The sequence below is a fragment of the Escherichia sp. WS1118 genome, from assembly GCF_046487695.1.
Classification (GTDB): Bacteria; Pseudomonadota; Gammaproteobacteria; order Enterobacterales; family Enterobacteriaceae; genus Escherichia; species Escherichia coli.
The window spans coordinates 313,546-338,560 of sequence record NZ_JBJQIZ010000004.1; the positions used below are offsets into that span (position 1 = coordinate 313,546).

Consider the following 25,015-nt stretch of genomic DNA (forward strand, 5'->3'; position numbering starts at 1 on the left):
AACAGAGATAACGGGCGGCAGAACGCCGCCCAATATTTACCAACAGAACGATTATTTCAGTTCGAGTTCGTTCATTGCAGCGATGCTGAAACCGCCGTCAACGTGGACCACTTCACCGGAGATACCGGCAGAGAGATCGGAGCACAGGAATGCCGCGGAGTTACCCACATCTTCAATAGTAACGGTACGGCGAATCGGGGTAACGGCTTCGCAATGAGCCAGCATTTTGCGGAAGTCTTTGATACCGGAAGCCGCCAGAGTACGGATCGGACCAGCAGAGATGGCGTTAACACGCACACCTTCCGGACCCATCGCGTTCGCCATATAGCGCACGTTCGCTTCCAGAGACGCTTTTGCCAGACCCATAACGTTGTAATTCGGGATAGCGCGCTCAGCGCCAAGGTAGGAAAGGGTCAGCAGGGCAGAACCCGGATTCAGCATAGAGCGGCAAGCTTTTGCCATTGCAACGAAGCTGTAGGAGCTGATGTCGTGGGCAATTTTGAAGCCTTCACGAGTAACGGCGTTAACATAGTCACCATCCAGCTGATCGCCAGGTGCAAAACCAATAGAGTGTACGAAACCGTCAAATTTCGGCCAAACTTTCCCCAGTTCAGCGAACATGGTGTCGATGCTGGTATCTTCGGCAACATCGCACTGCAGAACGATGTCAGAACCCAATTGAGCGGCAAATTCTTCTACGCGGCCTTTCAGTTTGTCGTTCTGGTAGGTGAATGCCAGTTCAGCTCCTTCGCGGTGCATCGCCTGAGCGATACCGTAGGCGATGGACAGTTTGCTGGCAACACCGGTTACCAGAATGCGCTTACCGGAAAGAAAACCCATAGCTTTAATCCTTATTGTTGATGCTTGTTGTGCCTGAAAATCAGGCGATTCGTCGTTTTAGTAAACAGTACGAACAGATAAACGGTTATTATAATCAACCTGGCTGTGGGTGGCTATAGTTGCGCTTTCTGTAGCGGAGAGAAGCTGCGGTACAGAGCATTTTGCGTTATCTACTCCTGACGCCTGCAAGGGGGAGGTTGGGGAAATATCTTATAGAATCTGACTTTGAAACTATTCGTATTAGCTCCTATAAGTTTGATGATGAAAACAGAACTGGCGACAACAAGTCGCTGTCTTTCTGATGAATTGACCCCAACTTAATATTGTCAACTATCTTCACAGAATCTCCACAATCTCTTCATTATCAGAATATGCATCATGAATAAGATAAAAATACTTTCCATTACTTTGGAGAAACGTATAATCAGCAAAAATGAGAACGATCATTCTCACCAAGTGATAGGCCAGGAGACAGAAATGACCAGCAAGCTGGAGATACGCCACAAACAGCGTCAGGATGAAATCATTAACGCCGCCCGTCGGTGTTTTCGTCGCTGCGGATTTCATGCCGCCAGTATGTCGCAAATTGCCAGCGAAGCTCAGCTTAGCGTGGGTCAGATATATCGTTACTTCGCCAACAAAGACGCCATTATTGAAGAGATGGTTCGCCGTATCATCGACTTTCGTATTGCCCAAATGGACATTGACGCGCGTACCGATCACTTCCCGGAAGTCCTTGCCTTGCGTAAATCCTTAAATGAGGACGACGACGCGCTGATGCTGGAAGTGGCTGCAGAAGCCACACGCAACCCGCGGGTTATGGCAATGCTTGAAGAAGCTGACGCCAGAATGTTCGCTAACGGTTGTGCACATATGAAAAGAATGCATCCCCATCTTAGCGACGAGCACATTCGTTGCTGCGTTGAAGTGTTTGCTACCATGATGGAAGGTACGGTTTATCGTCGTTTAACACCGCAAAAAAGCGATCCACAACATCTGCAGGAAATATATCAGGATATTGTTAGTATGTTGATAAATAAATAAGAACAGAATTAACCAATAGCGGGGGATATTAATCCCCCTTATTTCATTGCGAAATTCATTTCGCGATGCGGGTTCGTTATAACTGAATATCCCTGACATATCCTCATTAATTTCAATGAGGAGGGTATTTCTCACCCTGGAGAAAATAATGAAGTATATAGCAACATCTGTAGTGGCAATGCTGCTCTTATCGGGTTGTGATAATACGCAAAGTAACAATACATCCCCGTCAGAAACAGAAGTCGGCGTTGTTACGCTCAAATCTCAACCGGTTTCGGTAGTCAGTGAATTAACCGGACGCACCAGTGCTGCGCTCAGTGCTGAAGTACGTCCGCAGGTTGGGGGAATTATCCAGAAACGCTTATTTAAGGAAGGTGATCTGGTCAAGGCTGGACAGCCTCTCTACCAGATTGATGCGGCCAGTTATCAGGCTGCATGGAATGAAGCCCGGGCAGCATTACAACAAGCACAGGCACTGGTAAAAGCCGATTGCCAGAAAGCGCAGCGTTATACCCGACTGGTGAAAGAGAACGGTGTTTCACAACAGGATGCTGATGATGCTCAGTCTACCTGTGCACAAGATAAAGCCAGTGTAGAGGCGAAAAAAGCCGCACTGGAAACTGCGCGCATTAATCTTGACTGGACCACGGTAACCGCACCGATTTCGGGGCGTATTGGCATTTCGTCGGTAACCCCTGGCGCACTGGTGACCGCGTCGCAGGATACAGCGTTAACGACTATTCGTGGTCTGGATACAATGTATGTCGACCTCACTCGCTCCAGTGTCGATTTATTACGTCTGCGTAAACAGTCACTGGCGACCAACAGTGACACCATGAGCGTCTCACTTATTCTGGAAGATGGCACAACCTACAGCGAAAAAGGGCGTCTGGAACTCACCGAAGTCGCGGTGGATGAGTCTACCGGTTCGGTGACATTACGGGCAATTTTCCCCAATCCACAACAGCAGTTATTACCGGGAATGTTTGTTCGCGCTCGTGTCGATGAAGGCGTGATGGAAGACGCTATTCTCGCGCCTCAACAGGGCGTTACGCGCGATGCTAAAGGCAATGCAACTGCGCTGGTGGTGAATAAAGACAATAAAGTAGAGCAGCGAACGCTCGAAACGGGAGAAACGTATGGTGATAAATGGCTGGTGCTGAACGGCCTGCACAACGGCGACCGACTGATTGTTGAAGGTTCTGCCAAAGTCACTTCAGGGCAGACCGTCAAGGCTGTTGAAGTTCAGGCTAATGGAGGCAACGCCTGATGTTTTCGCGCTTTTTTGTTCGCCGCCCGGTCTTTGCCTGGGTTATCGCCATTTTGATTATGTTGGCGGGGATTCTGGCTATTCGCACATTGCCCGTCGCGCAATATCCTGACGTTGCACCGCCGACCATTAAAATTTCAGCCACTTATACTGGTGCTTCTGCCGAAACGCTGGAGAACAGCGTGACTCAGGTTATCGAGCAACAACTCACTGGGCTTGATAATTTACTCTATTTCAGCTCAACCAGTAGCTCTGATGGTTCGGTCAGTATTAATGTGACCTTTGAACAAGGTACCGATCCAGATACTGCACAGGTTCAGGTGCAGAATAAAATTCAGCAGGCGGAGTCGCGCCTACCCAGCGAAGTGCAGCAAACGGGTGTTACGGTGGAGAAATCACAAAGCAACTTTTTGCTGATTGCTGCCGTGTATGACACCACTGACAAAGCCTCCAGTTCGGATATCGCCGACTGGCTGGTCAGTAACGTTCAGGACCCCCTGGCGCGTGTTGAAGGTGTGGGGAGTCTGCAAGTCTTTGGCGCGGAATACGCTATGCGCATCTGGCTTGACCCGGCCAAACTGGCGTCTTACTCGCTGATGCCTTCAGACGTGCAAAGTGCTATTGAAGCGCAAAACGTGCAGGTTACTGCCGGGAAAATAGGGGCATTGCCTTCACCGGATACTCAGCAACTGACCGCAACGGTACGTGCGCAGTCTCGTTTGCAGACGGTGGATCAGTTCAAAAATATTATCGTGAAAAGCCAGTCAGACGGCGCAGTTGTTCGTATAAAAGATGTGGCTCGCGTTGAGATGGGCAGTGAAGATTATACCGCTATCGGCAAACTTAACGGTCACCCGTCTGCCGGGGTTGCTGTAATGCTTTCGCCCGGTGCGAATGCGCTGAATACGGCGACGCTGGTCAAGGATAAGATTGCCGAATTCCAGCGGAACATGCCGCAGGGATACGACATCGCATACCCGAAAGACAGCACTGAATTTATTAAAATCTCCGTAGAGGACGTAATTCAGACGCTGTTTGAAGCCATCGTATTGGTGGTTTGCGTGATGTATTTATTCCTGCAAAACCTGCGTGCCACACTGATTCCGGCGTTAGCTGTCCCCGTCGTTTTGCTGGGCACATTCGGCGTTCTTGCGTTGTTTGGCTATTCGATTAATACCCTGACGTTGTTTGCAATGGTGCTGGCGATCGGCTTGCTGGTGGACGATGCCATTGTGGTGGTAGAGAACGTCGAACGCATTATGCGTGACGAAGGGTTGCCCGCGCGTGAAGCCACGGAAAAATCAATGGGCGAGATTTCTGGCGCACTGGTTGCCATTGCGCTGGTGTTGTCAGCCGTATTCCTGCCGATGGCCTTCTTTGGGGGATCTACGGGCGTAATTTATCGTCAGTTCTCCATCACCATCATCTCCGCAATGCTGCTTTCCGTGGTGGTGGCATTGACCTTGACTCCCGCCCTGTGCGGTTCCGTCCTCCAGCATGTTCCGCCACATAAAAAAGGCTTTTTCGGCGCATTTAACCGCTTTTACCGCCGTACTGAAGATAAATATCAGCGAGGCGTAATTTATGTCCTGCGCCGTGCAGCCCGAACGATGGGGCTTTATGTCGTGCTGGGTGGTGGAATGGCCCTGATGATGTGGAAGCTGCCGGGCAGTTTCTTACCCACTGAAGACCAGGGCGAAATCATGGTGCAGTACACGCTGCCGGCCGGGGCGACCGCTGCCCGTACAGCAGAAGTGAATCGCCAGATTGTTGACTGGTTCCTGATTAACGAGAAAGCAAATACCGATGTCATCTTTACCGTTGATGGTTTCAGTTTTAGCGGCAGCGGACAGAACACCGGGATGGCGTTTGTTTCGTTGAAAAACTGGTCTCAACGTAAAGGGGCAGAAAACACCGCCCAGGCTATCGCCCTACGGGCTACCAAAGAGCTGGGCACAATTCGTGATGCCACGGTATTTGCGATGACGCCGCCAGCCGTTGATGGGCTGGGGCAAAGCAATGGTTTTACGTTTGAATTGTTAGCTAACGGTGGAACCGATCGTGAAACACTGCTGCAAATGCGTAATCAGTTGATAGAAAAAGCGAATCAAAGTCCGGAGTTACATTCTGTACGCGCCAATGATTTGCCACAAATGCCGCAATTGCAGGTAGATATTGATAGTAATAAAGCGGTGTCATTAGGGTTGAGTTTGAATGATGTCACCGACACCCTGTCCAGTGCGTGGGGCGGTACTTATGTGAATGACTTTATTGACCGTGGTCGTGTGAAAAAAGTCTACATTCAGGGCGACAGCGAATTTCGTTCCGCGCCGTCAGACTTAGGTAAATGGTTTGTGCGCGGTAGCGATAACGCCATGACACCATTCTCTGCTTTTGCGACCACCCGCTGGCTGTATGGACCGGAAAGACTGGTGCGCTACAACGGCTCGGCAGCCTATGAAATTCAGGGCGAAAACGCGACTGGCTTTAGTTCCGGCGATGCAATGACAAAAATGGAGGAACTGGCAAACAGTCTTCCTGCGGGAACAACCTGGGCCTGGAGTGGTTTGTCATTGCAGGAGAAACTGGCCAGCGGTCAGGCATTAAGTCTGTATGCAGTTTCTATTCTGGTGGTTTTCCTCTGCCTTGCAGCACTGTACGAAAGCTGGTCAGTCCCGTTCTCGGTCATTCTGGTGATCCCTCTGGGGCTTCTTGGCGCGGCGCTGGCGGCCTGGATGCGTGATTTAAACAACGACGTTTACTTCCAGGTAGCGCTATTAACTACTATCGGCTTGTCATCGAAAAACGCCATTCTGATTGTGGAATTTGCTGAAGCGGCGGTTGCAGAGGGCTATTCCTTGAGTCGTGCGGCATTACGCGCGGCGCAGACTCGTTTACGCCCAATAATCATGACCTCGCTGGCGTTTATTGCGGGGGTAATGCCGCTGGCGATAGCAACCGGCGCAGGGGCGAACAGCCGCATCGCCATTGGTACGGGCATTATTGGCGGCACGCTGACCGCTACATTACTGGCCATTTTCTTCGTTCCTCTGTTTTTTGTACTGGTGAAACGTTTGTTTGCCGGTAAACCGCGCCGTCAGGAGTAAGTTATGTTGCGTCGTTCTCTTATTTTTCTGGTGTTGTTGAGTGCGGGATGTGTCTCGCTCGATCCTCACTACAGTACGCCTGAATCCCCAATCCCGGCGACCTTGCCGGGAGCACAGGGCCAGGGGAAGGCAATCAGCCATGACTGGCAGCAGGTGATCCACGATCCCCGATTGCAGCAGGTAGTAACCATTGCACTGAATAGTAACCGCGATGTGCAAAAAGCGATTGCTGATATTGACTCAGCACGGGCGCTCTATGGGCAAACTAATGCGTCGTTATTTCCGACGGTGAATGCGGCCTTAAGTTCGACTCGCAGTCGTTCGCTGGCGAATGGTACGGGAACAACTGCCGAGGCTGACGGCACGGTGTCCAGTTATACGCTAGATCTGTTTGGTCGTAATCAGAGTTTATCTCGGGCGGCGCGGGAAACCTGGCTTGCCAGTGAATTTACAGCCCAGAACACTCGTTTAACGCTGATTGCTGAAATCAGCACCGCCTGGCTGACACTGGCGGCCGATAACAGCAACCTGGCCCTGGCAAAAGAAACGATGGCCAGTGCAGAAAACTCATTGAAAATTATCCAGCGCCAGCAACAGGTTGGCACGGCGGCAGCGACAGATGTCAGTGAGGCGATGAGTGTTTATCAGCAAGCGCGCGCCAGCGTTGCCAGCTATCAGACACAAGTGATGCAGGATAAAAATGCGCTGAACTTACTGGCAGGTACAACGCTTGCGGAAAATCTGCTACCGGGAACACTGGAAAGCCTGCCGGAACAAATGATAAGTCTGGTTCCTGCGGGAGTATCATCTGATGTTCTGCTGCGTCGCCCGGATATCCAGGAAGCTGAACATAATTTGAAGAGCGCCAATGCAGATATTGGCGCGGCGCGGGCTAACTTTTTCCCGACGATTTCGCTGACTGCCAGTGCCGGTGTTGGCAGTGACGCATTGTCGTCGTTGTTCAGCCACGGAATGCAGATCTGGTCATTTGCGCCATCGGTCACATTACCGCTGTTCACTGGCGGAAGTAATCTGGCGCAGCTTCGTTACGCAGAAGCACAAAAGCGTGGGCTCATTGCCACCTATGAAAAAACCGTTCAGAGCGCATTTAAAGATGTCGCTAACGCACTGGCGCGGCGGACCACGCTTGAAGAGCAACTGGATGCACAGCGCCAGTATGTTAAAGCTGAGCAACAAACGGTCGATGTTGGCTTGCGTCGCTATCAGGCGGGTGTTGGTGATTACCTGACCGTGTTGACGGCGCAGCGCAGCTTGTGGAGTGCACAGCAGGAGCTGCTGGCACTGCAACTGACTGATTTTACAAACCGAATCACGCTCTGGCAGTCGCTGGGCGGCGGCATGTCATCACTCAAGTAAGGAATAATATGGCTAGAGTCTCTCTTTCATGGGCATTGATTCTTGGTCTTTTAGCCGGTATCGGCCCGATGTGTACCGATCTTTATTTGCCGGCTTTGCCGGAGATGTCTGAGCAACTGGCGGCAACCACGACCATAACGCAATTAACCCTGACTGCATCACTGATTGGTCTTGGCGTCGGACAACTGTTATTTGGCCCTCTGAGCGACAAAATAGGGCGTAAACGTCCGTTAATCTTGTCGTTGCTATTGTTTATTGTTTCTTCCATTTTGTGCGCGACAACGAACAATATTTACTGGCTGGTGGTCTGGCGTTTTATTCAAGGGATCGCGGGGGCGGGTGGTTCGGTGCTCTCTCGTTCTATTGCTCGTGACAAATATCAGGGAGTAACGTTGACCCAGTTTTTTGCGCTGTTAATGACGGTGAATGGCCTGGCACCGGTGTTGTCGCCAGTGCTGGGCGGGTACATTGTTAGCACTTTTGACTGGCGCACTTTATTCTGGGTAATGGCTGAAATTAGCACCGTACTGTTGCTGGGCTGCCTGTTATTTATTAATGAGACCTTGCCAGAAAATAAAAGGGGCTCATCATTGCTATTAACCGGACGAAGCGTGGTGCAGAACCGCCGTTTTATGCGCTTTTGCCTGATTCAAAGTTTTATGCTGGCTGGTTTGTTTGCATATATCGGCTCTTCGTCGTTCGTGTTGCAGAAGGAATTTGGCTTTAGTCCAATGCAATTTAGCCTGGTGTTTGGCCTTAACGGCATCGGACTTATCATTGCTTCATGGATCTTCTCGCGCCTGGCGCGACGGATTAACGCGATGATATTGTTGCGAGGTGGCCTGATAGCGGCAATTTTGTGTGCATTGCTCACGGTCTTATGCGCATGGGTACAATTGCCCATTCCGGCACTGGTGGCATTATTTTTCACCATCGCATTTTGTAGCGGCATCGGCACTGTTGGCGGGGCAGAGGCTATGAGTGCAGTAGGGACGCAGGAATCTGGAACGGCGTCTGCGTTGATGGGGATGAGCATGTTTGTCTTCGGCGGTATAGCCGCGCCATTGTCGGGAATTGGCGGAGAAACACTGTTAAAAATGAGTCTGGCAATTACGGTGTGTTATACGCTGGCATTGTTGGTTGCTCTCACCAGAATCGACAATCAAAAGTAATGAACACCTCATCCTGAGGGGGGCCTGTCAGGATGAGGTGCAAAACACTAACGGTCCTTACGCCACGCATCCGCCGTCAATGCTTCGCCAAAATGACCGGCGATCAGCCGTTTGGTGAGTTCATGCAGCGGCGATGCCAGCACATCTGCGGTGCTGCCTCGCTCGACAACCTCGCCCTGATGCATCACCAGCACCTGGTCGCTAATGTGCTTCATCATTCCGATATGCTGGGTAACATAAATATACGAAATGCCCTGTTTTTCCTGTAACTCCAGCATCAGATTAATCAACTGCGAACGCATCGACATATCCAGTGAGGCGAGGGCTTCATCGGCAATAATGACTTTTGGGCGCAATATCAGCGCGCGCGCCAGACCCAGACGCTGTTTTTGCCCGGGTGCTAACATATGCGGATAGTAACTGACGTGATCCGGTAGCAGCCCAACCATACGCATCGTTTCAATAATCTGTTTGCGACGCTGTTCCGGTTCCAGGTCGGTGTTCAGGCGCAGTGGAAAATCCAGAATTTGCGAGATACGTTGACGGGGATTCAACGAGGTCGAAGGATCCTGAAAAATCATGCGAATACGCTGACTGCGGAAGGAATAATCGCCAAAATGCAGCGGATGATCGTCAATCAATAACTCGCCGCTGGTCGGTTCTATCATTCCCGCCAGCATTTTTGCCAGCGTGGATTTACCCGAACCATTCTCGCCGATAATCGCCAGTGTCTGGCCTTCACGTAGCGTAAAGCTCAAGGGTTTTACCGCTTCTACGGTCTGACGACGAAACCAGCCGGTCCGGTAGCGGAACGTTTTACTTAAATTGCGCACTTCAAGTAGCGTTTCGATCATCTCACTCTTTCTCCATGTTCAGCGGGAAATGACAGGCATAGAGATGATTTTTCGCCCCCGTCAAACGTGGCGTCACAATGCATTCTCGTTGTGCATACGGGCAACGTGGCCCCAGACGACAACCAATCGGTAACTGTTCCAGCAGCGGGATAGCGCCGGGCAGCGTATTGAGGCGACTTTTATGCGGCATCGCGCTGCCGAAGTCTGGTATCGCGCGGATCAGCGCCTGGGTATAAGGATGGTGTGGCATCGTCACCAACTCCTTACTCGGCGCGGTTTCCACCGTTTGACCGCAGTAAAGCACGTTAATTTTATCCGCCCATTGGCTAAGCATTTGTAAGTCATGGCTGATAAGCAAAATAGTGGTATTGCTGTTTTGGTTGAGACGCGTCAGCAGGCGAAAGATTTGCGCCTGGGTTGTTGGCTCCATTGAGTTGGTCGGTTCGTCAGCAATTAGCAGACGCGGTTGATTCGCCAGTGCAATGGCTATCATCACTTTCTGACATTCACCTTCGGTCAACTCATAGGGAAAACTGCGCATCGCATCTTTGTGATCTTTAATCCCCACGCGGTGCAGCAGTTCAATGGCACGGCGTTTGCGCCAGCCAAAACGCTGCCACCAACGGCCTTTATAGGTCCAGGCAGGGATGTTTTGCATCAACTGGCGACCCACACGTTCTGAAGGGTCAAGACACGACTGTGGTTCCTGGAAAATCATCGACACGTTGTGACCAACCAGCTTGCGCCGTTCGCGTGCGGAGAGACGCAGCAAATCGATATCATCAAAACGCATACGGTCAGCAGTAACACGCCAGTTATCTTTATTCACCCCACAAATCGCTTTAGCAATCAAACTTTTGCCGGAACCGGATTCGCCAACAAGACCGCGGATTTCACCTTCGGTTAAGGTCATACTTACGCGGTCGACGGCTTTAACCCACTCATCACCGGTTTTAAATTCAATGGTCAGGTTACGAATATCGAGTAATGGCATTATTCCACCCCCGCAATAATTGCACGACGGACACCGTCGCCAAGGAGGTTAACCAACAGCACGCTAATCATAATTGCCGCACCTGGCAGCATGACAGTCCATGGGGCGACATAAATCAGTTCCAGCGCATCACCGAGCATCGCGCCCCATTCAGGCGAGGGGAGTTGTGCGCCGAGGTCAAGAAAGCCCAGCGCGGCGATATCGAGAATTGCCATCGACAGTGCGCGGGTGATCTCGGTGACCAGCCCGGCGGTGATGTTAGGCATCACAGCAAACCAGAGAATATTCAGCGTTGATGCGCCATCCAGACGGGCGGCGATAACGTACTCTTTTTCCAGTTCGTCATGCACCATGCTGTAAATCGAACGTACCATACGCGGCAGCAGCGCCAGCCAGACAGCAAACATGGCGTGAGACAAACTCGGTCCGGCAAACGCTACAACGATAATTGCCAGCAGCAGCGAAGGGATCGCCAGTAAGGTATCCAGAATATGGTTAAGCACCGCTGAGCGTAGGCCGTGGGTCGCCCCGGCGAAGGTGCCCAGTACCAGGCCACAGATCGTCGCGGCGAGCGTCACCACAAATGCGCCACCTACGGTTGGCGCAGCTCCGCTCAGTAAACGGCTTAAAACATCGCGTCCGAGGTCGTCAGTCCCCAGGAAGAAAGAAACTTCGCCATAGCGCGACCATGACGGCGGCAATAATTGATAACCGAGAAATTGCTGGTCGATGCCGTAAGGCGCAAACCAGCCGCCAAAAATACACAGTACAGCCAGCCCCGCGCAGCCGTACAGGCCGACCATCGCAGAGGCGTCACTATAAAATTTGCGCCAGGCGGTACGCAGCGTGCCCGGCGGGCGCTTTTCGCTGTATACGCTATCGTAAGGCATACCATTCCTTATGTTTCAGAGGGTTAGCCATGGCACCCAAAATATCAGAAATCACGTTAACAATAATGACCAGTGAGCCACACACCATCACTCCGGCGGAAATGGCTGCGTAATCCTGCTGGCGGATGGCGTTAATTAACCAGCGCCCTAAACCCGGCCAGCTAAAAACCATTTCGGTGATCATCGCCAGCGTCAGCATGGTAGAAAACTGTAAGCCCAGGCGAGGAATAACCGGAGGTAACGCGTTATGCAGAACGTGGCGACGCAAAATAGTAAAGCGCGACAAACCGCGGGTCGCCGCTGCTTTAACATAGTTCTGGTCATACACTTCGATAGTGCTGATACGCATCAGTCGGATCACTTCAGTTGTTGGCGCAACCGACAGGGTGATCACGGGCAATACCATATGACGGATTGCGCTAATGATCATTTCATCCCGCCACGGTGAGTCCGAAAGCCAGGCATCAATCAACGCAAAACCGGTAATCGGTTTCACTTCGTAGAGCAAATCGAAACGCCCAGAAACGGGCAACCAACCTAGTGTGAGTGAACAAAACAGCGTCAGCAGAAGCGCCAGCCAGAACACCGGGATTGAAAAGCCCAGTAAGGCGATGGCGTTGATCAAGTTATCCTGCCACTTATGGCGCGTAATCCCGGCAATCATTCCTACGGGGATGCCAACAATCAGCGCAAAACCGAAGGCGAGGATGCACAGTTCCATCGTCGCCGGGAAGACCTCTTTTAACTGTTCGGCAATCGGTTGACCGTTAATGCTGGAAACACCAAAATCCCAGTGGATCAGGCCGTTAAACCAGAACACCCAGGCATTCCACAGTGACGCGCCTTGTAACGGCGCATGTGGGGTGAAATAGCTCAAGCTGAAGCCAACGAAGGTCAGCAGGAACAAGGTCACAATCAATAACAAAATACGGCGCAAGGTGAAGATAATCATGGCTTTTTCACCTCATCCTGTTTCTCGCGATACACCCCAGCAAAGGAGGCGTTACCAAACGGGCTAAGTACCAGACCTTTGATATCGTACCGATAGGCCTGCAAACGCAATGACGACGCCAGCGGCAGAATAGGTAATTCCTGCGCCAGAATACTTTGCGCTTCGTCATAGGCTTCAATACGCGCCGCCAGCTGCTGCGAGGAGAGCGCCTTACGCAACACGCTGTCGAATTTCGGATCGCACCAGTGGGCGAGGTTGGTCTGCGAATGAATTGCTGCGCAGCTCAGTAACGGACGGAAGAAACTGTCCGGGTCGTTACTGTCCGTCGCCCAACCGGATAACGTCAGATCATGGCTCATATCCATCAACCGCGCCTCCTGAAAACGACCTTCTACCGGCACAATCACCACTTTTACGCCAACCTGTGCCATATCCGCCTGAATCAGTTCGGCGGTTTTCAGTGGACTGGGGTTCCACGCCTGCGAACGTGTGGGCACCCACAGTTTGAGCGTTAAGTTTTCCAGCCCCAACGCCTTCAACTGTTCGCGCGATTTTGCCGGATTGTATTCAGTAATTTTAGCCTCGTTGTCATAGGCCCACGAGGCTCGCGGTAAAATAGAGGCCGCCGTTTCAGCCGTACCATAATAGATGGATTGCATCAGGCGCTGGTTATTAATTGCCAGTGCCAGCGCATGGCGGACAGCGGGATTATTTAGCGGCGGTTTAGCGGTGTTAAACGCCAGATAGGCGACGTTCATCCCCGGGCGCAGCGTTAAACGCAAGCGTGGGTCGTCACGCAAAATGGATAGCTGACTGGCAGCAGGCCAGGCCAGAACGTCGCACTCCCCGGTCAGGAGTTTCGACAATCGTCCTGTACCGCCAGAGCCTAAATCCACCACCACTTGTGGCATCAACGGCTTACCACGCCAGAAATCATCATGACGTTGTAAGCGAATATATTGCCCGGCGCGGTATTCCGACAACTGATACGGACCGGTGCCGACCGGTTGACGGTCGAGTTGCTCCTGGCGATCTTCTTTCTCTAACTTCCCTGCATATTCTGCCGACATGACCGAAGCATAATGGGTCGCCAGGTGCCACAAAAAAGAAGCATCCGGCTGAGCCAGACGGAACTCAACGGTATGATTATCCAGCTTGCGGACGCTTTTCACGTTATCGGCAAATTGCAGACTGTCGAAATAGGGGAAGTTACTGCCGTTGACGTTATGCCACGGGTTGTTGCGGTCAAAAATCCGTTGGAAGGTAAACACCACATCATCGGCATTCATTTTACGAGTGGGAGTAAACCAGTCGGTTTTTTGAAACGGAACATCGCGACGCAGGTGGAAGCGATAGGTCGCGCCGTTGTCGAGCACTTCCCAGCTTTCGGCAAGTTCCGGCATCAGGCGATAGGTATAGGGATCGACATCCAGCAGTCGATCATAAAACTGGGCGGCAAGGGTATCGACAATTAACCCACTGCTCGCTTTGGATGGGTTAAAGGTGTTGACTTGCCCGCTGACGCAATAGACAAAACCGCTGTCACGGATATCAGCATGCGGGGGGGATTCAGGCGCGGCGATTGCCTGACCACTCACAAGTCCAGCAATCACCAAAAGAGACGATAATACCTGGCGCATAATATTAAGGGATTTTATGTAAAGAGGCTATCTTACTAATATTTAATGACATTTGCCATTACCGTTTGTTTTCAGAGGTCGTAATGAGGGCCGTGTGGTTGGTCATTGAACAGGTGGCGTCGCCATCAGTTCAACATTCGTACCCGTGATTTCTTTATAACTATAACTCACAGAACAACTTAGCGAGGAGCAGAGCGGTACGATCGTGAGAAACCCATTAAAGCATGCTGTAGTGCGTGTCATTTTTAGCCGGATGCGGCGCGAACGCTTTATCCGGGCAACGATACTGACCGATAGTCTGCAATTAAATAATTACTCATTACCCCATTGATTCAAAAACTCTGCGATCTCATCAATGCGTACGGGATTAATCCCCGCTTCAGCAGCCATTTCATGTTGGGCTTCTTCACTGATCTCTTCATTGTTCATCAAACGGGTGAGCAGTAACTGGAAGTAGTGGGCCAGTGGTGTGCGTTCAGCGTCTGCGACAGGCTCTGCGCATTCGGTCGCGTACTCATCGGCAATATCAAAATATTTTAGCGGGATATCGTGGTTCATTATTTGCCCCTGGGGTTAATGCGCTAAGCATAAAGGCGGATGATAGCACTCGTGATCCGGGTCATACATATTTTTATAGTTAATGGCGCGGTGCATTACCCTCAGGCAGGATAATGCGCCACGCATTCGACTATTACGTTTCGTTCACCGGCGTTCTGTCGCCATCATACAACGGCACTTTGCGATAGCGGCAGATCAAATACCACAAATATGCGCCGCCTAACGAAGCCCATACCATCCCGGTTGCGCAATTCGATGCGGCAATGCAAATTTTGCAGGATGCGCTGAGAGATTAATACGCAGAAGCAGGGTTAACGCAATAATGCCTGATGCGCAGCGCTTATCAGGCCTGCAAACGACGTATTGATTATGTATGCCGGATAAAGCGTTCACGCTGCATCCGGCAAGTTGTATTGCCCAACTTCGCTAAATCTGGTGCTTTTTCAACAACGCGCGGAACTGATGATAGGTTAACCCCAGCAATTCAGCGGCGCGCTTCTGGTTATATTTCCCCTGTTGCAAACTGAGTTGCAGCAACTCTTTTTCCTGCTGCATCTGAAACTCGCGTAAATCCAGTGGCAGCGTCGGAAGCGAGGTGTTTTCTGAAACGGCGATGGCTTCTTCAGATGGACGGCGTTTAAAGGGATCAATAATGATGTCATCAAGCGGATAATCGCTGGTGCCGTGACGATACACTGAACGTTCCACCACGTTTTTCAATTCACGTATATTTCCCGGCCAGCGATAATTCAGCAATGTTTCTCTGGCGTGCTCGGTAAAACCCGGGAACAGAGGCAGCTTGATTTCCCGACACATCTGGATGGCAAAGTGTTCTGCCATCAACATAATGTCGCTTTTACGTTCGCGTAGTGGCGGCAGTTGCACAACATCGAACGCTAGTCGGTCGAGCAGGTCAGCGCGAAAAGTACCTTCATTGACCATCGCCGGGAGATCGGCATTCGTCGCGCATACCAACCGCACATTCACCTGCAATGGCTGGCTGCCGCCGACGCGCTCCAGTTCACCGTACTCAATCACACGCAATAATTTTTCCTGCACCATCATCGGTGCCGTAGCGAGTTCATCAAGAAATAGCGTACCGCCGTCGGCACGTTCAAATCTCCCTGGATGACGTTTTTGCGCACCGGTAAACGCCCCCGCTTCATGACCAAACAGTTCGGAATCCAGCAAATTTTCATTTAACGCCGCGCAGTTAAGGGAAATAAACGGCCCTTGCCAACGGGAGGAGAGATAATGCAGGCGGCTGGCGATCAGCTCTTTACCGGTGCCGCGCTCGCCGATGATGAGCACCGGTTTGTCCAGCGGTGCGAGATGCGAAACCTGTTCCAGCACTTCGAGAAAGCTGTTCGCCTCACCGAGTAAATTATCTTTGTATTCTGCCATGATGAAATTCGCCACTTGTTAGTGTAATTCGCTAATTCATCCTGGCATGTTGCTGTTGATTCTTCAATCAGATCTTTATAAATCAAAAAGATAAAAAATTGGCACGCAAATTGTATTAACAGTTCAGCAGGACAATCCTGAACGCAGAAATCAAGAGGACAACATTATGGGTATTTTTTCTCGCTTTGCCGACATCGTGAATGCCAACATCAACGCTCTGTTAGAGAAAGCGGAAGATCCACAGAAACTGGTGCGTCTGATGATCCAGGAGATGGAAGATACATTGGTTGAAGTACGTTCTACTTCGGCGCGTGCGCTGGCAGAAAAGAAACAGCTGACTCGCCGTATTGAACAAGCGTCGGCGCGTGAAATTGAATGGCAGGAAAAAGCGGAACTGGCACTGCTGAAAGAGAGAGAAGATCTGGCGCGTGCGGCGTTAATTGAAAAACAGAAACTGACCGATCTGATTAAGAGCCTGGAACATGAAGTGACGCTGGTGGACGATACGCTAGTGCGTATGAAGAAAGAGATCGGCGAGCTGGAAAACAAATTGAGCGAAACACGCGCTCGCCAGCAGGCATTGATGTTACGCCATCAGGCGGCAAACTCGTCGCGCGATGTGCGTCGTCAGCTGGACAGTGGCAAACTGGATGAAGCAATGGCTCGTTTCGAATCTTTCGAACGCCGTATCGACCAGATGGAAGCGGAAGCAGAAAGCCACAGCTTCGGTAAACAAAAATCGCTGGACGATCAGTTTGCCGAACTGAAAGCCGATGATGCAATTAGCGAGCAACTGGCACAATTAAAAGCCAAAATGAAGCAAGACAATCAATAATAACATCCAGGCGGCGTCCGAACGCGCCGCCGCTCATCGTCTAAGGAGTACTTATGAGCGCGCTATTTCTGGCTATTCCGTTAACCATTTTTGTGCTGTTTGTTTTACCGATCTGGTTATGGCTGCATTACAGCAATCGTTCCGGTCGCAGTGAATTGCCGCAAAGTGAGCAGCAGCGATTAGCGCAACTGGCTGATGAAGCAAAACGGATGCGCGAACGTATTCAGGCGCTGGAATCCATTCTTGATGCAGAACATCCGAACTGGAGGGATCGCTAATGGCGGGCATTAATCTCAATAAAAAATTATGGCGTATTCCGCAGCAGGGCATGGTCCGTGGCGTCTGCGCCGGGATTGCCAACTATTTTGATGTACCAGTAAAACTGGTGCGTATCCTGGTGGTGCTGTCGATTTTCTTCGGTCTGGCGCTGTTTACCCTGGTTGCTTACATCATTTTGTCATTTGCGCTTGATCCAATGCCGGACAACATGGCCTTTGGTGAGCAGCTACCTTCCAGCAGCGAATTGCTGGATGAAGTCGACCGTGAACTGGCGGCAAGTGAAACGCGTTTACGCGAGATGGAACGTTATGTCACTTCCGACACTTTCACGCTGCGTAGCCGTTTCCGTCAACTGTGAGGAAAGTTATGAATACTCGCTGGCAACAGGCCGGGCAAAAGGTGAAGCCTGGGTTCAAATTAGCAGGCAAGCTGGTACTTCTTACCGCACTGCGCTATGGCCCGGCGGGTGTGGCGGGCTGGGCGATAAAATCAGTTGCTCGCCGACCGCTGAAAATGTTGCTGGCTGTGGCGCTGGAACCGCTGTTAAGTCGGGCTGCCAATAAACTGGCGCAGCGTTATAAAAGGTGAGGGGAGTTTCGCAAAAATGGTTAAATCTCAGGCGTATAATGGATAGCAATTTTCATCCATAGAAGGACGCTTACATGTTTAAAAAAGGCTTACTTGCTCTGACACTGGTGTTTTCACTGCCCGTTTTCGCCGCTGAACACTGGATCGATGTTCGTGTTCCAGAGCAGTATCAGCAAGAACACGTTCAGGGGGCCATCAATATTCCCTTGAAGGAAGTGAAAGAGCGCATTGCCACCGCCGTTCCGGATAAAAACGACACCGTGAAAGTGTATTGCAATGCCGGACGCCAGTCAGGGCAGGCAAAAGAGATCCTTAGCGAGATGGGATATACCCACGTTGAGAACGCCGGTGGCCTGAAAGACATCGCAATGCCGAAGGTCAAAGGTTAAAAGAATTCACCATGAGCGGCGCTTATGCGCCGTTTTTTCTGTCACACCCTATTTACATCCCCATAGATTATTTGCGTTAGCTCACAAATACGCTTTTTCCCAGGTAAAAAAAGATTTCCTGCGTGACTAAACCCCTTGAGCTCAATTGACAGTTTATTTTATGCGGAGTAGTCTCTCGTTTCATGGGACCGCTACCACGGAAAGGCAACATGAAACAGAAAATTACGGATTACCTGGACGAAATCTACGGTGGAACATTTACCGCGACTCATTTACAGAAACTTGTAACGCGTCTTGAGAGTGCGAAACGATTAATTACACAGCGACGTAAAAAACACTGGGATGAAAGTGATGTCGTGTTAATTACCTATGCCGATCAATTTCACAGTAATGATTTAAAGCCACTACCCACATTTAATCAGTTTTACCCTCAATGGCTGCAAAGAATTTTTTCACATGTTCATTTATTACCTTTTTATCCATGGTCATCTGATGATGGATTTTCGGTAATTGATTATCATCAGGTCGCCAGTGAAGCGGGGGAGTGGCAGGATATTCAGCAACTCGGTGAATGCAGCCATTTAATGTTTGATTTTGTCTGCAACCATATGTCGGCAAAAAGTGAATGGTTTAAAAACTATTTACAACAGCAGCCAGGTTTTGAAGATTTTTTTATTGCCGTTGATCCGAAAACCGATCTCAGCGCCGTCACTCGCCCGCGTGCGTTACCGTTATTAACGCCATTCCAGATGCGCGATCATTCAATGCGCCATTTATGGACCACCTTTAGCGACGATCAAATTGACCTCAATTACCGTAGCCCTGAAGTGTTGCTGGCGATGGTGGATGTATTGCTGTGCTACCTGGAAAAGGGCGCAGAGTATGTCCGTCTGGATGCCGTTGGCTTTATGTGGAAAGAGCCGGGAACAAACTGCATCCATCTGGAAAAAACACATCTGATTATCAAACTGTTACGGTCGATTATTGATAACGTCGCGCCAGGCACAGTGATCATTACCGAGACCAATGTTCCGCATAAAGACAACATTGCTTACTTTGGCGAAGGCGATGACGAAGCGCATATGGTGTACCAGTTCTCGCTGCCGCCGCTGGTGCTGCATGCGGTGCAAAAACAGAACGTTGAGGCACTTTGTGCGTGGGCGCAAAACCTGACACTACCTTCCAGCAACACCACCTGGTTTAACTTCCTTGCCTCTCACGATGGCATCGGGCTTAACCCACTGCGGGGGTTGTTGCCCGAAAACGAAATATTAGCGCTGGTCGAGGTGTTACAGCAGGAAGGAGCATTAGTAAACTGGAAAAATAATCCCGACGGTACGCGTAGCCCCTATGAAATGAATGTCACCTATATGGATGCGTTGAGCCGCCGTGAGTGTAGCGACGAAGAACGGTGTGCCAGGTTTATTCTCGCCCATGCGATTTTGTTAAGTTTCCCCGGTGTGCCAGCGATATATATTCAAAGCATTCTGGGGTCGCGTAATGATTACGCAGGTGTCGAAAAACTTGGATATAATCGTGCGATTAACCGTAAAAAATACTCTAGTAAAGAGATAACGACAGAACTGAACAATAAAGCGACATTAAGTTATTCGGTATATTATAAGTTGTCGCATTTAATTACACTTCGTCGCAGTCATAAAGAGTTTCATCCGGATAATAATTTCACCATTGATGCGATTAATTCATTTGTAATGCGAATTCAAAGAAGCAATGCGGATGGCGATTGCCTGACGGGATTGTTTAATGTCAGTGAAAATATTCAGCATATAAATATTACTGACCTGCACGGTCGGGATCTGATTAGTGAAGTTGATATATTGGGTAATGAAATAACACTGCATCCCTGGCAGGTTATGTGGATTAAATAAAAAGGAACATTTCATGATTAAATCAAAAATCGTGCTGTTATCAGCACTGGTTTCCTGCACCCTGATTTCAGGCTGTAAAGAAGAAAATAAAAATAATGTATCCATCGAATTTATGCATTCTTCGGTGGAGCAGGAGCGCCAGGCCGTCATCAGCAAATTGATTGCCCGTTTTGAAAAAGAAAACCCAGGTATCACCGTAAAACAAGTGCCCGTGGAAGAAGACGCCTATAACACCAAAGTCATTACCCTTTCACGTAGCGGTTCGCTGCCGGAAGTGATCGAAACCAGCCATGACTACGCCAAAGTGATGGACAAAGAGCAGCTTATCGATCGCCAGGCGGTTGCCACGGTCATCAGCAACGTCGGTGAAGGCGCGTTCTACGATGGCGTTCTGCGGATTGTGCGCACCGAAGATGGTAGCGCCTGGACCGGTGTTCCTGTCAGCGCATGGATTGGCGGTATCTGGTATCGCAAAGATGTGCTGGCAAAAGCCGGGCTGGAGGAGCCGAAAAACTGGCAGCAATTGCTGGATGTCGCGCAGAAACTGAATGACCCGGCGAATAAAAAATATGGCATTGCGCTGCCTACGGCAGAAAGTGTGCTGACGGAACAATCCTTCTCCCAGTTTGCCTTATCCAACCAGGCCAACGTCTTTAACGCAGAAGGCAAAATCACCCTTGATACCCCAGAGATGATGCAGGCGCTGACCTATTACCGCGACCTTGCTGCCAACACCATGCCGGGTTCTAACGACATCATGGAAGTGAAAGACGCTTTTATGAACGGCACCGCGCCGATGGCGATTTACTCCACCTATATCCTTCCGGCTGTGATTAAAGAAGGCGACCCGAAAAATGTCGGTTTCGTTGTACCCACCGAGAAAAACTCTGCGGTCTACGGCATGTTGACCTCGCTGACCATTACCGCCGGGCAAAAGACCGAAGAGACCGAAGCGGCTGAAAAATTTGTCACCTTTATGGAGCAGGCAGACAACATTGCCGACTGGGTGATGATGTCGCCAGGCGCGGCGCTGCCGGTGAACAAAGCGGTTGTCACTACCGCCACCTGGAAAGACAACGACGTTATTAAGGCGCTGGGAGAATTGCCAAATCAGTTAATCAGCGAACTGCCAAATATTCAGGTCTTTGGCGCAGTAGGGGATAAAAATTTTACCCGCATGGGCGATGTGACGGGTTCTGGCGTGGTGAGCTCCATGGTGCATAACGTCACCGTGGGTAAAGCCGACCTCTCTACCACGCTGCAAACGAGCCAGAAAAAGCTGGATGAGTTGGTTGAACAGCGCTAAACCCAGGACAGGAATCCGCAATGAACAGGCTTTTTTCAGGTCGTTCCGATATGCCCTTTGCGCTGCTGCTTCTCGCGCCCAGCTTATTACTGCTGGGCGGTCTGGTGGCGTGGCCAATGGTGTCGAATATCGAAATCAGTTTTTTACGTCTGCCGCTCAATCCCAACATCGAGGCAACATTTGTTGGGGTGAGCAACTATGTGCGTATTCTCTCCGATCCGGGCTTCTGGCATTCGCTGTGGATGACGGTCTGGTATACCGCGCTTGTGGTGGCGGGCAGCACCGTGCTCGGGCTGGCCGTGGCGATGTTTTTCAACCGCGAGTTCCGCCTGCGCAAAACCGCGCGTTCGCTGGTGATCCTTTCCTACGTAACGCCGTCTATTTCGCTGGTGTTCGCCTGGAAATACATGTTCAACAACGGTTACGGCATTGTGAACTACCTCGGCGTCGATCTTCTGCATCTCTATGAGCAGGCACCGCTGTGGTTCGATAACCCGGGCAGTAGTTTTGTGCTGGTGGTGCTGTTCGCTATCTGGCGCTACTTCCCGTATGCCTTTATCTCGTTTCTGGCGATTTTGCAGACCATCGACAAATCGCTGTACGAAGCGGCAGAGATGGATGGCGCGAATGCCTGGCAGCGGTTTCGCATCGTCACGCTGCCCGCGATTATGCCGGTCCTGGCGACGGTGGTGACCCTGCGCACTATCTGGATGTTCTACATGTTCGCGGATGTTTATCTGCTGACGACCAAGGTCGATATTCTCGGTGTCTATCTCTACAAAACCGCCTTTGCCTTTAATGACTTAGGGAAAGCGGCGGCGATCTCGGTGGTGCTTTTCATCATTATTTTCGCTGTCATTCTGCTGACCAGGAAACGGGTGAACCTCAATGGCAACAAATAAACGCACACTCAGTCGAATCGGTTTTTACTGCGGGCTGGCGCTGTTTCTCATCATCACGCTGTTTCCATTTTTTGTGATGCTGATGACCTCGTTCAAGAGCGCAAAAGAGGCGATCTCGCTGCATCCTACGCTGCTGCCACAGCAGTGGACGCTGGAGCATTACGTCGACATTTTTAATCCGGTGATTTTCCCGTTTGTCGACTACTTCCGTAACAGCATGGTGGTGTCGGTGGTTTCATCCGTGGTGGCGGTATTTCTCGGCATTCTCGGGGCTTACGCGCTTTCCCGCCTGCGCTTTAAAGGGCGGATGACCATCAACGCCAGCTTTTACACGGTGTACATGTTCTCCGGCATTTTGCTGGTGGTGCCGCTGTTCAAAATCATCACCGCACTTGGCATTTACGACACCGAGATGGCGCTGATCATTACCATGGTGACGCAAACCCTGCCCACCGCCGTGTTTATGCTGAAAAGCTACTTCGACACCATCCCTGATGAGATCGAAGAAGCGGCGATGATGGATGGCCTCAATCGTCTGCAAATTATCTTCCGTATCACCGTGCCCCTGGCGATGTCCGGGCTGATATCGGTGTTTGTCTACTGCTTTATGGTGGCGTGGAACGACTATCTGTTTGCGTCGATTTTCCTCTCCAGCGCCAGCAATTTCACCTTACCAGTGGGCCTGAACGCGCTGTTCAGTACGCCTGATTACATCTGGGGACGGATGATGGCGGCCTCGCTGGTGACCGCATTGCCAGTGGTGATTATGTATGCGCTTTCGGAACATTTTATTAAGAGTGGTTTGACCGCCGGTGGCGTGAAGGGCTAAAGCGGCCAGTTTCTTGACAAGGAGTTTTACATGAAAAAGTTAGTAGCCACAGCACCGCGCGTTGCTGCGCTGGTTGAGTATGAAGATCGGGCGATTTCAGCCAATGAAGTGAAGATCCGCGTGCGATTCGGCGCACCGAAGCATGGGACGGAAGTGGTCGATTTCCGCGCTGCCAGTCCGTTTATCGATGAAGACTTTAACGGCGAATGGCAGATGTTCACCCCGCGTCCAGCAGATGCGCCGCGCGGCATTGAGTTTGGCAAATTCCAGCTTGGCAACATGGTGGTTGGCGACATTATCGAGTGCGGCAGCGACGTTACCGACTACGCGGTGGGCGACAGCGTATGCGGCTACGGCCCGCTTTCCGAGACGGTCATCATTAACGCAGTGAATAACTACAAGCTGCGCAAAATGCCGCAAGGCAGCTCCTGGAAAAACGCCGTCTGCTACGACCCGGCGCAGTTTGCCATGAGCGGCGTGCGCGATGCCAATGTACGCGTAGGGGATTTTGTCGTGGTGGTCGGGCTTGGCGCGATCGGTCAAATTGCCATCCAACTGGCAAAACGCGCTGGAGCGTCGGTGGTAATTGGAGTCGATCCTATTACCCGTCGTTGTGATATTGCCCGTCGCCACGGTGCGGATTTCTGTCTTAACCCCATTGGCGCTGACGTAGGTAAAGAGATCAAAACGCTGACCGGCAAGCAGGGTGCCGATGTGATTATCGAAACCAGTGGCTATGCCGACGCGCTGCAATCGGCACTCCGCGGTCTGGCCTATGGCGGCACCATCTCCTATGTCGCGTTTGCCAAACCGTTTGCCGAAGGTTTTAACCTCGGACGCGAAGCCCATTTCAATAACGCCAAAATTGTTTTCTCCCGTGCGTGCAGCGAGCCGAACCCGGATTATCCGCGCTGGAGCCGTAAGCGTATTGAAGAAACCTGCTGGGAACTGCTGATGAATGGTTATCTCAATTGCGAAGATTTAATCGATCCGGTGGTGACCTTTGCCAACAGCCCGGAAAGCTACATGCAGTATGTCGACCAGCATCCGGAACAGAGCATCAAAATGGGCGTCACGTTTTAATTCAAAGGAATGATAAAAATGAAAATCGGCACACAGAATCAGGCGTTCTTTCCGGAAAACATTCTGGAGAAATTTCGTTATATCAAAGAGATGGGTTTCGATGGTTTTGAGATCGACGGCAAACTGCTGGTCAACAATCTCGAAGAAGTCAAAGCAGCAATCAAAGAAACCGGTTTACCGGTGACCACCGCCTGCGGTGGCTATGACGGTTGGATTGGCGACTTTATCGAAGAGCGTCGACTTAATGGCTTAAAGCAGATCGAACGCATTCTTGAAGCTCTGGCAGAAGTGGGCGGTAAAGGTATCGTCGTTCCGGCTGCGTGGGGCATGTTTACCTTCCGCTTACCGCCGATGACCTCGCCGCGTAGCCTGGACGGCGACCGCAAAATGGTGAGTGATTCCCTGCGCGTACTGGAGCAGGTGGCAGCGCGTACCGGAACCGTGGTGTACCTCGAACCGTTAAACCGCTATCAGGATCACATGATCAACACCCTCGCCGATGCTCGTCGTTACATCGTCGAAAACGATCTTAAACATGTACAGATTATCGGCGATTTCTATCACATGAATATCGAAGAAGATAACCTGGCGCAGGCGTTGCACGACAACCGCGACTTGCTCGGTCATGTGCATATTGCCGATAACCATCGCTACCAGCCGGGCAGCGGCACCCTCGATTTCCACGCGCTGTTTGAACAGCTGCGCGCCGATAACTATCAGGGCTATGTGGTGTATGAAGGGCGTATCCGGGCAGAAAATCCTGCCCAGGCGTACCGTGATTCTTTGGCTTGGTTGCGTACCTGCTAAGAGGTC

24 protein-coding genes and 1 pseudogene are annotated in these 25,015 nt (G+C 50.9%); 16 read left to right on the forward strand and 9 right to left on the reverse strand.

Annotated elements, in window-relative coordinates; translation table 11 throughout:
• Nucleotides 1-51: 51 nt before the first annotated feature.
• Complete coding sequence (gene fabI / locus ACJHYO_RS09865) at nucleotides 52-840, reverse strand: enoyl-ACP reductase FabI (RefSeq protein ID WP_000506492.1); 789 nt, start codon at nucleotides 838-840, stop codon at nucleotides 52-54.
• A 477-nt stretch (nucleotides 841-1,317) separates the two neighbouring features.
• Here fabI and ACJHYO_RS09870 point away from each other — a divergent pair, with 477 nt between their 5' ends.
• From ACJHYO_RS09870 to ACJHYO_RS09890, 5 genes are all read left to right on the forward strand, one after another.
• Nucleotides 1,318-1,884: a TetR/AcrR family transcriptional regulator gene (locus tag ACJHYO_RS09870; protein WP_000202113.1), complete on the forward strand. Its 567-nt coding sequence runs from the start codon at nucleotides 1,318-1,320 to the stop codon at nucleotides 1,882-1,884.
• A 148-nt stretch (nucleotides 1,885-2,032) separates the two neighbouring features.
• The gene (locus tag ACJHYO_RS09875) at nucleotides 2,033-3,154 is read left to right on the forward strand and encodes an efflux RND transporter periplasmic adaptor subunit (protein WP_085455325.1); all 1,122 of its coding nucleotides are present in this window, start codon (nucleotides 2,033-2,035) and stop codon (nucleotides 3,152-3,154) included.
• The gene (locus ACJHYO_RS09880) at nucleotides 3,154-6,261 is read left to right on the forward strand and encodes an efflux RND transporter permease subunit (RefSeq protein WP_000492807.1); all 3,108 of its coding nucleotides are present in this window, start codon (nucleotides 3,154-3,156) and stop codon (nucleotides 6,259-6,261) included. The genes ACJHYO_RS09875 and ACJHYO_RS09880 overlap by 1 nt, the downstream gene beginning before the upstream one ends.
• Nucleotides 6,262-6,264: 3 nt before the next feature.
• Nucleotides 6,265-7,638 (forward strand): efflux transporter outer membrane subunit, encoded by a 1,374-nt coding sequence (locus tag ACJHYO_RS09885; protein ID WP_000946226.1) that lies wholly within the window; start codon nucleotides 6,265-6,267, stop codon nucleotides 7,636-7,638.
• A gap of 8 nt (nucleotides 7,639-7,646) precedes the next feature.
• The gene (locus ACJHYO_RS09890) at nucleotides 7,647-8,810 is read left to right on the forward strand and encodes a multidrug effflux MFS transporter (protein ID WP_000135017.1); all 1,164 of its coding nucleotides are present in this window, start codon (nucleotides 7,647-7,649) and stop codon (nucleotides 8,808-8,810) included.
• Between the two features lie 47 nt (nucleotides 8,811-8,857).
• Here ACJHYO_RS09890 and sapF read toward each other — a convergent pair whose 3' ends face one another.
• The 8 genes and pseudogenes from sapF to pspF all read right to left on the reverse strand — a co-directional run bounded on the left by sapF (nucleotide 8,858) and on the right by pspF (nucleotide 16,102).
• Complete coding sequence (gene sapF, locus ACJHYO_RS09895; RefSeq protein WP_000573407.1) at nucleotides 8,858-9,664, reverse strand: peptide ABC transporter ATP-binding protein SapF; 807 nt, start codon at nucleotides 9,662-9,664, stop codon at nucleotides 8,858-8,860.
• A 1-nt stretch (nucleotide 9,665) separates the two neighbouring features.
• A complete protein-coding gene (gene sapD / locus ACJHYO_RS09900) occupies nucleotides 9,666-10,658 on the reverse strand; it encodes a peptide ABC transporter ATP-binding protein SapD (protein WP_001128858.1) in 993 nt (330 codons plus the stop codon).
• Nucleotides 10,658-11,548 carry a peptide ABC transporter permease SapC gene (gene sapC / locus ACJHYO_RS09905; RefSeq protein WP_001146163.1) on the reverse strand — a complete coding sequence of 297 codons (891 nt, stop codon included), beginning with the start codon at nucleotides 11,546-11,548 and terminating at the stop codon, nucleotides 10,658-10,660. The genes sapD and sapC overlap by 1 nt, the downstream gene beginning before the upstream one ends.
• Nucleotides 11,535-12,500, reverse strand: coding sequence for a putrescine export ABC transporter permease SapB (gene sapB / locus ACJHYO_RS09910; RefSeq protein ID WP_000583271.1), 966 nt, complete (start codon nucleotides 12,498-12,500; stop codon nucleotides 11,535-11,537). The genes sapC and sapB overlap by 14 nt, the downstream gene beginning before the upstream one ends.
• The gene (sapA, locus tag ACJHYO_RS09915) at nucleotides 12,497-14,140 is read right to left on the reverse strand and encodes an ABC transporter substrate-binding protein SapA (RefSeq protein ID WP_001250202.1); all 1,644 of its coding nucleotides are present in this window, start codon (nucleotides 14,138-14,140) and stop codon (nucleotides 12,497-12,499) included. Before sapA ends, sapB begins: the two co-directional genes overlap by 4 nt.
• Nucleotides 14,141-14,452: 312 nt before the next feature.
• Nucleotides 14,453-14,698, reverse strand: a complete 246-nt coding sequence (locus ACJHYO_RS09920) for a YmjA family protein (RefSeq protein WP_001015099.1) — start codon at nucleotides 14,696-14,698, stop codon at nucleotides 14,453-14,455.
• Nucleotides 14,699-14,831: 133 nt separating this feature from the next.
• A pseudogene (locus ACJHYO_RS09925) lies at nucleotides 14,832-14,939 on the reverse strand (hypothetical protein); the annotation flags it as partial.
• A 185-nt stretch (nucleotides 14,940-15,124) separates the two neighbouring features.
• The gene (gene pspF, locus ACJHYO_RS09930) at nucleotides 15,125-16,102 is read right to left on the reverse strand and encodes a phage shock protein operon transcriptional activator (RefSeq protein ID WP_001357394.1); all 978 of its coding nucleotides are present in this window, start codon (nucleotides 16,100-16,102) and stop codon (nucleotides 15,125-15,127) included.
• Nucleotides 16,103-16,268: 166 nt separating this feature from the next.
• Between pspF and pspA the strand changes: the two genes are divergently transcribed.
• The 11 genes from pspA to ACJHYO_RS09985 all read left to right on the forward strand — a co-directional run bounded on the left by pspA (nucleotide 16,269) and on the right by ACJHYO_RS09985 (nucleotide 25,009).
• Nucleotides 16,269-16,937 carry a phage shock protein PspA gene (pspA, locus tag ACJHYO_RS09935; RefSeq protein ID WP_000511017.1) on the forward strand — a complete coding sequence of 223 codons (669 nt, stop codon included), beginning with the start codon at nucleotides 16,269-16,271 and terminating at the stop codon, nucleotides 16,935-16,937.
• Between the two features lie 53 nt (nucleotides 16,938-16,990).
• Nucleotides 16,991-17,215, forward strand: coding sequence for an envelope stress response membrane protein PspB (pspB, locus tag ACJHYO_RS09940; protein WP_001274960.1), 225 nt, complete (start codon nucleotides 16,991-16,993; stop codon nucleotides 17,213-17,215).
• Nucleotides 17,215-17,574: an envelope stress response membrane protein PspC gene (gene pspC, locus ACJHYO_RS09945; RefSeq protein ID WP_000907387.1), complete on the forward strand. Its 360-nt coding sequence runs from the start codon at nucleotides 17,215-17,217 to the stop codon at nucleotides 17,572-17,574. Before pspB ends, pspC begins: the two co-directional genes overlap by 1 nt.
• A gap of 8 nt (nucleotides 17,575-17,582) precedes the next feature.
• A complete protein-coding gene (gene pspD, locus ACJHYO_RS09950) occupies nucleotides 17,583-17,804 on the forward strand; it encodes a phage shock protein PspD (protein WP_001295585.1) in 222 nt (73 codons plus the stop codon).
• A gap of 74 nt (nucleotides 17,805-17,878) precedes the next feature.
• Entirely contained in the window at nucleotides 17,879-18,193 is a 315-nt protein-coding gene (gene pspE, locus ACJHYO_RS09955) for a thiosulfate sulfurtransferase PspE (RefSeq protein ID WP_000473128.1), read from the forward strand.
• A 209-nt stretch (nucleotides 18,194-18,402) separates the two neighbouring features.
• Nucleotides 18,403-20,082, forward strand: coding sequence for a glucosylglycerate phosphorylase (ycjM, locus tag ACJHYO_RS09960; RefSeq protein WP_001351258.1), 1,680 nt, complete (start codon nucleotides 18,403-18,405; stop codon nucleotides 20,080-20,082).
• 13 nt (nucleotides 20,083-20,095) lie between these two features.
• The gene (locus ACJHYO_RS09965) at nucleotides 20,096-21,388 is read left to right on the forward strand and encodes an ABC transporter substrate-binding protein (RefSeq protein ID WP_000597481.1); all 1,293 of its coding nucleotides are present in this window, start codon (nucleotides 20,096-20,098) and stop codon (nucleotides 21,386-21,388) included.
• A 20-nt stretch (nucleotides 21,389-21,408) separates the two neighbouring features.
• Entirely contained in the window at nucleotides 21,409-22,290 is an 882-nt protein-coding gene (locus ACJHYO_RS09970; protein ID WP_001080777.1) for a carbohydrate ABC transporter permease, read from the forward strand.
• The gene (locus ACJHYO_RS09975; RefSeq protein WP_000224674.1) at nucleotides 22,277-23,119 is read left to right on the forward strand and encodes a carbohydrate ABC transporter permease; all 843 of its coding nucleotides are present in this window, start codon (nucleotides 22,277-22,279) and stop codon (nucleotides 23,117-23,119) included. The genes ACJHYO_RS09970 and ACJHYO_RS09975 overlap by 14 nt, the downstream gene beginning before the upstream one ends.
• 30 nt (nucleotides 23,120-23,149) lie before the next feature.
• Nucleotides 23,150-24,202 (forward strand): zinc-dependent alcohol dehydrogenase, encoded by a 1,053-nt coding sequence (locus ACJHYO_RS09980; RefSeq protein ID WP_000737366.1) that lies wholly within the window; start codon nucleotides 23,150-23,152, stop codon nucleotides 24,200-24,202.
• Nucleotides 24,203-24,220: 18 nt separating this feature from the next.
• Nucleotides 24,221-25,009 (forward strand): sugar phosphate isomerase/epimerase family protein, encoded by a 789-nt coding sequence (locus ACJHYO_RS09985; RefSeq protein ID WP_001313788.1) that lies wholly within the window; start codon nucleotides 24,221-24,223, stop codon nucleotides 25,007-25,009.
• Nucleotides 25,010-25,015: the final 6 nt, after the last annotated feature.

What these genes read in the sequence shown, in the direction of transcription:
- fabI (WP_000506492.1), bottom strand. Translation starts at nt 840, where the DNA reads ATGGGTTTTCTTTCCGGTAAGCGCATTCTGGTAACCGGTGTTGCCAGC.
- ACJHYO_RS09870 (WP_000202113.1), top strand. Translation starts at nt 1,318, where the DNA reads ATGACCAGCAAGCTGGAGATACGCCACAAACAGCGTCAGGATGAAATC.
- ACJHYO_RS09875 (WP_085455325.1), top strand. Translation starts at nt 2,033, where the DNA reads ATGAAGTATATAGCAACATCTGTAGTGGCAATGCTGCTCTTATCGGGT.
- ACJHYO_RS09880 (WP_000492807.1), top strand. Translation starts at nt 3,154, where the DNA reads ATGTTTTCGCGCTTTTTTGTTCGCCGCCCGGTCTTTGCCTGGGTTATC.
- ACJHYO_RS09885 (WP_000946226.1), top strand. Translation starts at nt 6,265, where the DNA reads ATGTTGCGTCGTTCTCTTATTTTTCTGGTGTTGTTGAGTGCGGGATGT.
- ACJHYO_RS09890 (WP_000135017.1), top strand. Translation starts at nt 7,647, where the DNA reads ATGGCTAGAGTCTCTCTTTCATGGGCATTGATTCTTGGTCTTTTAGCC.
- sapF (WP_000573407.1), bottom strand. Translation starts at nt 9,664, where the DNA reads ATGATCGAAACGCTACTTGAAGTGCGCAATTTAAGTAAAACGTTCCGC.
- sapD (WP_001128858.1), bottom strand. Translation starts at nt 10,658, where the DNA reads ATGCCATTACTCGATATTCGTAACCTGACCATTGAATTTAAAACCGGT.
- sapC (WP_001146163.1), bottom strand. Translation starts at nt 11,548, where the DNA reads ATGCCTTACGATAGCGTATACAGCGAAAAGCGCCCGCCGGGCACGCTG.
- sapB (WP_000583271.1), bottom strand. Translation starts at nt 12,500, where the DNA reads ATGATTATCTTCACCTTGCGCCGTATTTTGTTATTGATTGTGACCTTG.
- sapA (WP_001250202.1), bottom strand. Translation starts at nt 14,140, where the DNA reads ATGCGCCAGGTATTATCGTCTCTTTTGGTGATTGCTGGACTTGTGAGT.
- ACJHYO_RS09920 (WP_001015099.1), bottom strand. Translation starts at nt 14,698, where the DNA reads ATGAACCACGATATCCCGCTAAAATATTTTGATATTGCCGATGAGTAC.
- pspF (WP_001357394.1), bottom strand. Translation starts at nt 16,102, where the DNA reads ATGGCAGAATACAAAGATAATTTACTCGGTGAGGCGAACAGCTTTCTC.
- pspA (WP_000511017.1), top strand. Translation starts at nt 16,269, where the DNA reads ATGGGTATTTTTTCTCGCTTTGCCGACATCGTGAATGCCAACATCAAC.
- pspB (WP_001274960.1), top strand. Translation starts at nt 16,991, where the DNA reads ATGAGCGCGCTATTTCTGGCTATTCCGTTAACCATTTTTGTGCTGTTT.
- pspC (WP_000907387.1), top strand. Translation starts at nt 17,215, where the DNA reads ATGGCGGGCATTAATCTCAATAAAAAATTATGGCGTATTCCGCAGCAG.
- pspD (WP_001295585.1), top strand. Translation starts at nt 17,583, where the DNA reads ATGAATACTCGCTGGCAACAGGCCGGGCAAAAGGTGAAGCCTGGGTTC.
- pspE (WP_000473128.1), top strand. Translation starts at nt 17,879, where the DNA reads ATGTTTAAAAAAGGCTTACTTGCTCTGACACTGGTGTTTTCACTGCCC.
- ycjM (WP_001351258.1), top strand. Translation starts at nt 18,403, where the DNA reads ATGAAACAGAAAATTACGGATTACCTGGACGAAATCTACGGTGGAACA.
- ACJHYO_RS09965 (WP_000597481.1), top strand. Translation starts at nt 20,096, where the DNA reads ATGATTAAATCAAAAATCGTGCTGTTATCAGCACTGGTTTCCTGCACC.
- ACJHYO_RS09970 (WP_001080777.1), top strand. Translation starts at nt 21,409, where the DNA reads ATGAACAGGCTTTTTTCAGGTCGTTCCGATATGCCCTTTGCGCTGCTG.
- ACJHYO_RS09975 (WP_000224674.1), top strand. Translation starts at nt 22,277, where the DNA reads ATGGCAACAAATAAACGCACACTCAGTCGAATCGGTTTTTACTGCGGG.
- ACJHYO_RS09980 (WP_000737366.1), top strand. Translation starts at nt 23,150, where the DNA reads ATGAAAAAGTTAGTAGCCACAGCACCGCGCGTTGCTGCGCTGGTTGAG.
- ACJHYO_RS09985 (WP_001313788.1), top strand. Translation starts at nt 24,221, where the DNA reads ATGAAAATCGGCACACAGAATCAGGCGTTCTTTCCGGAAAACATTCTG.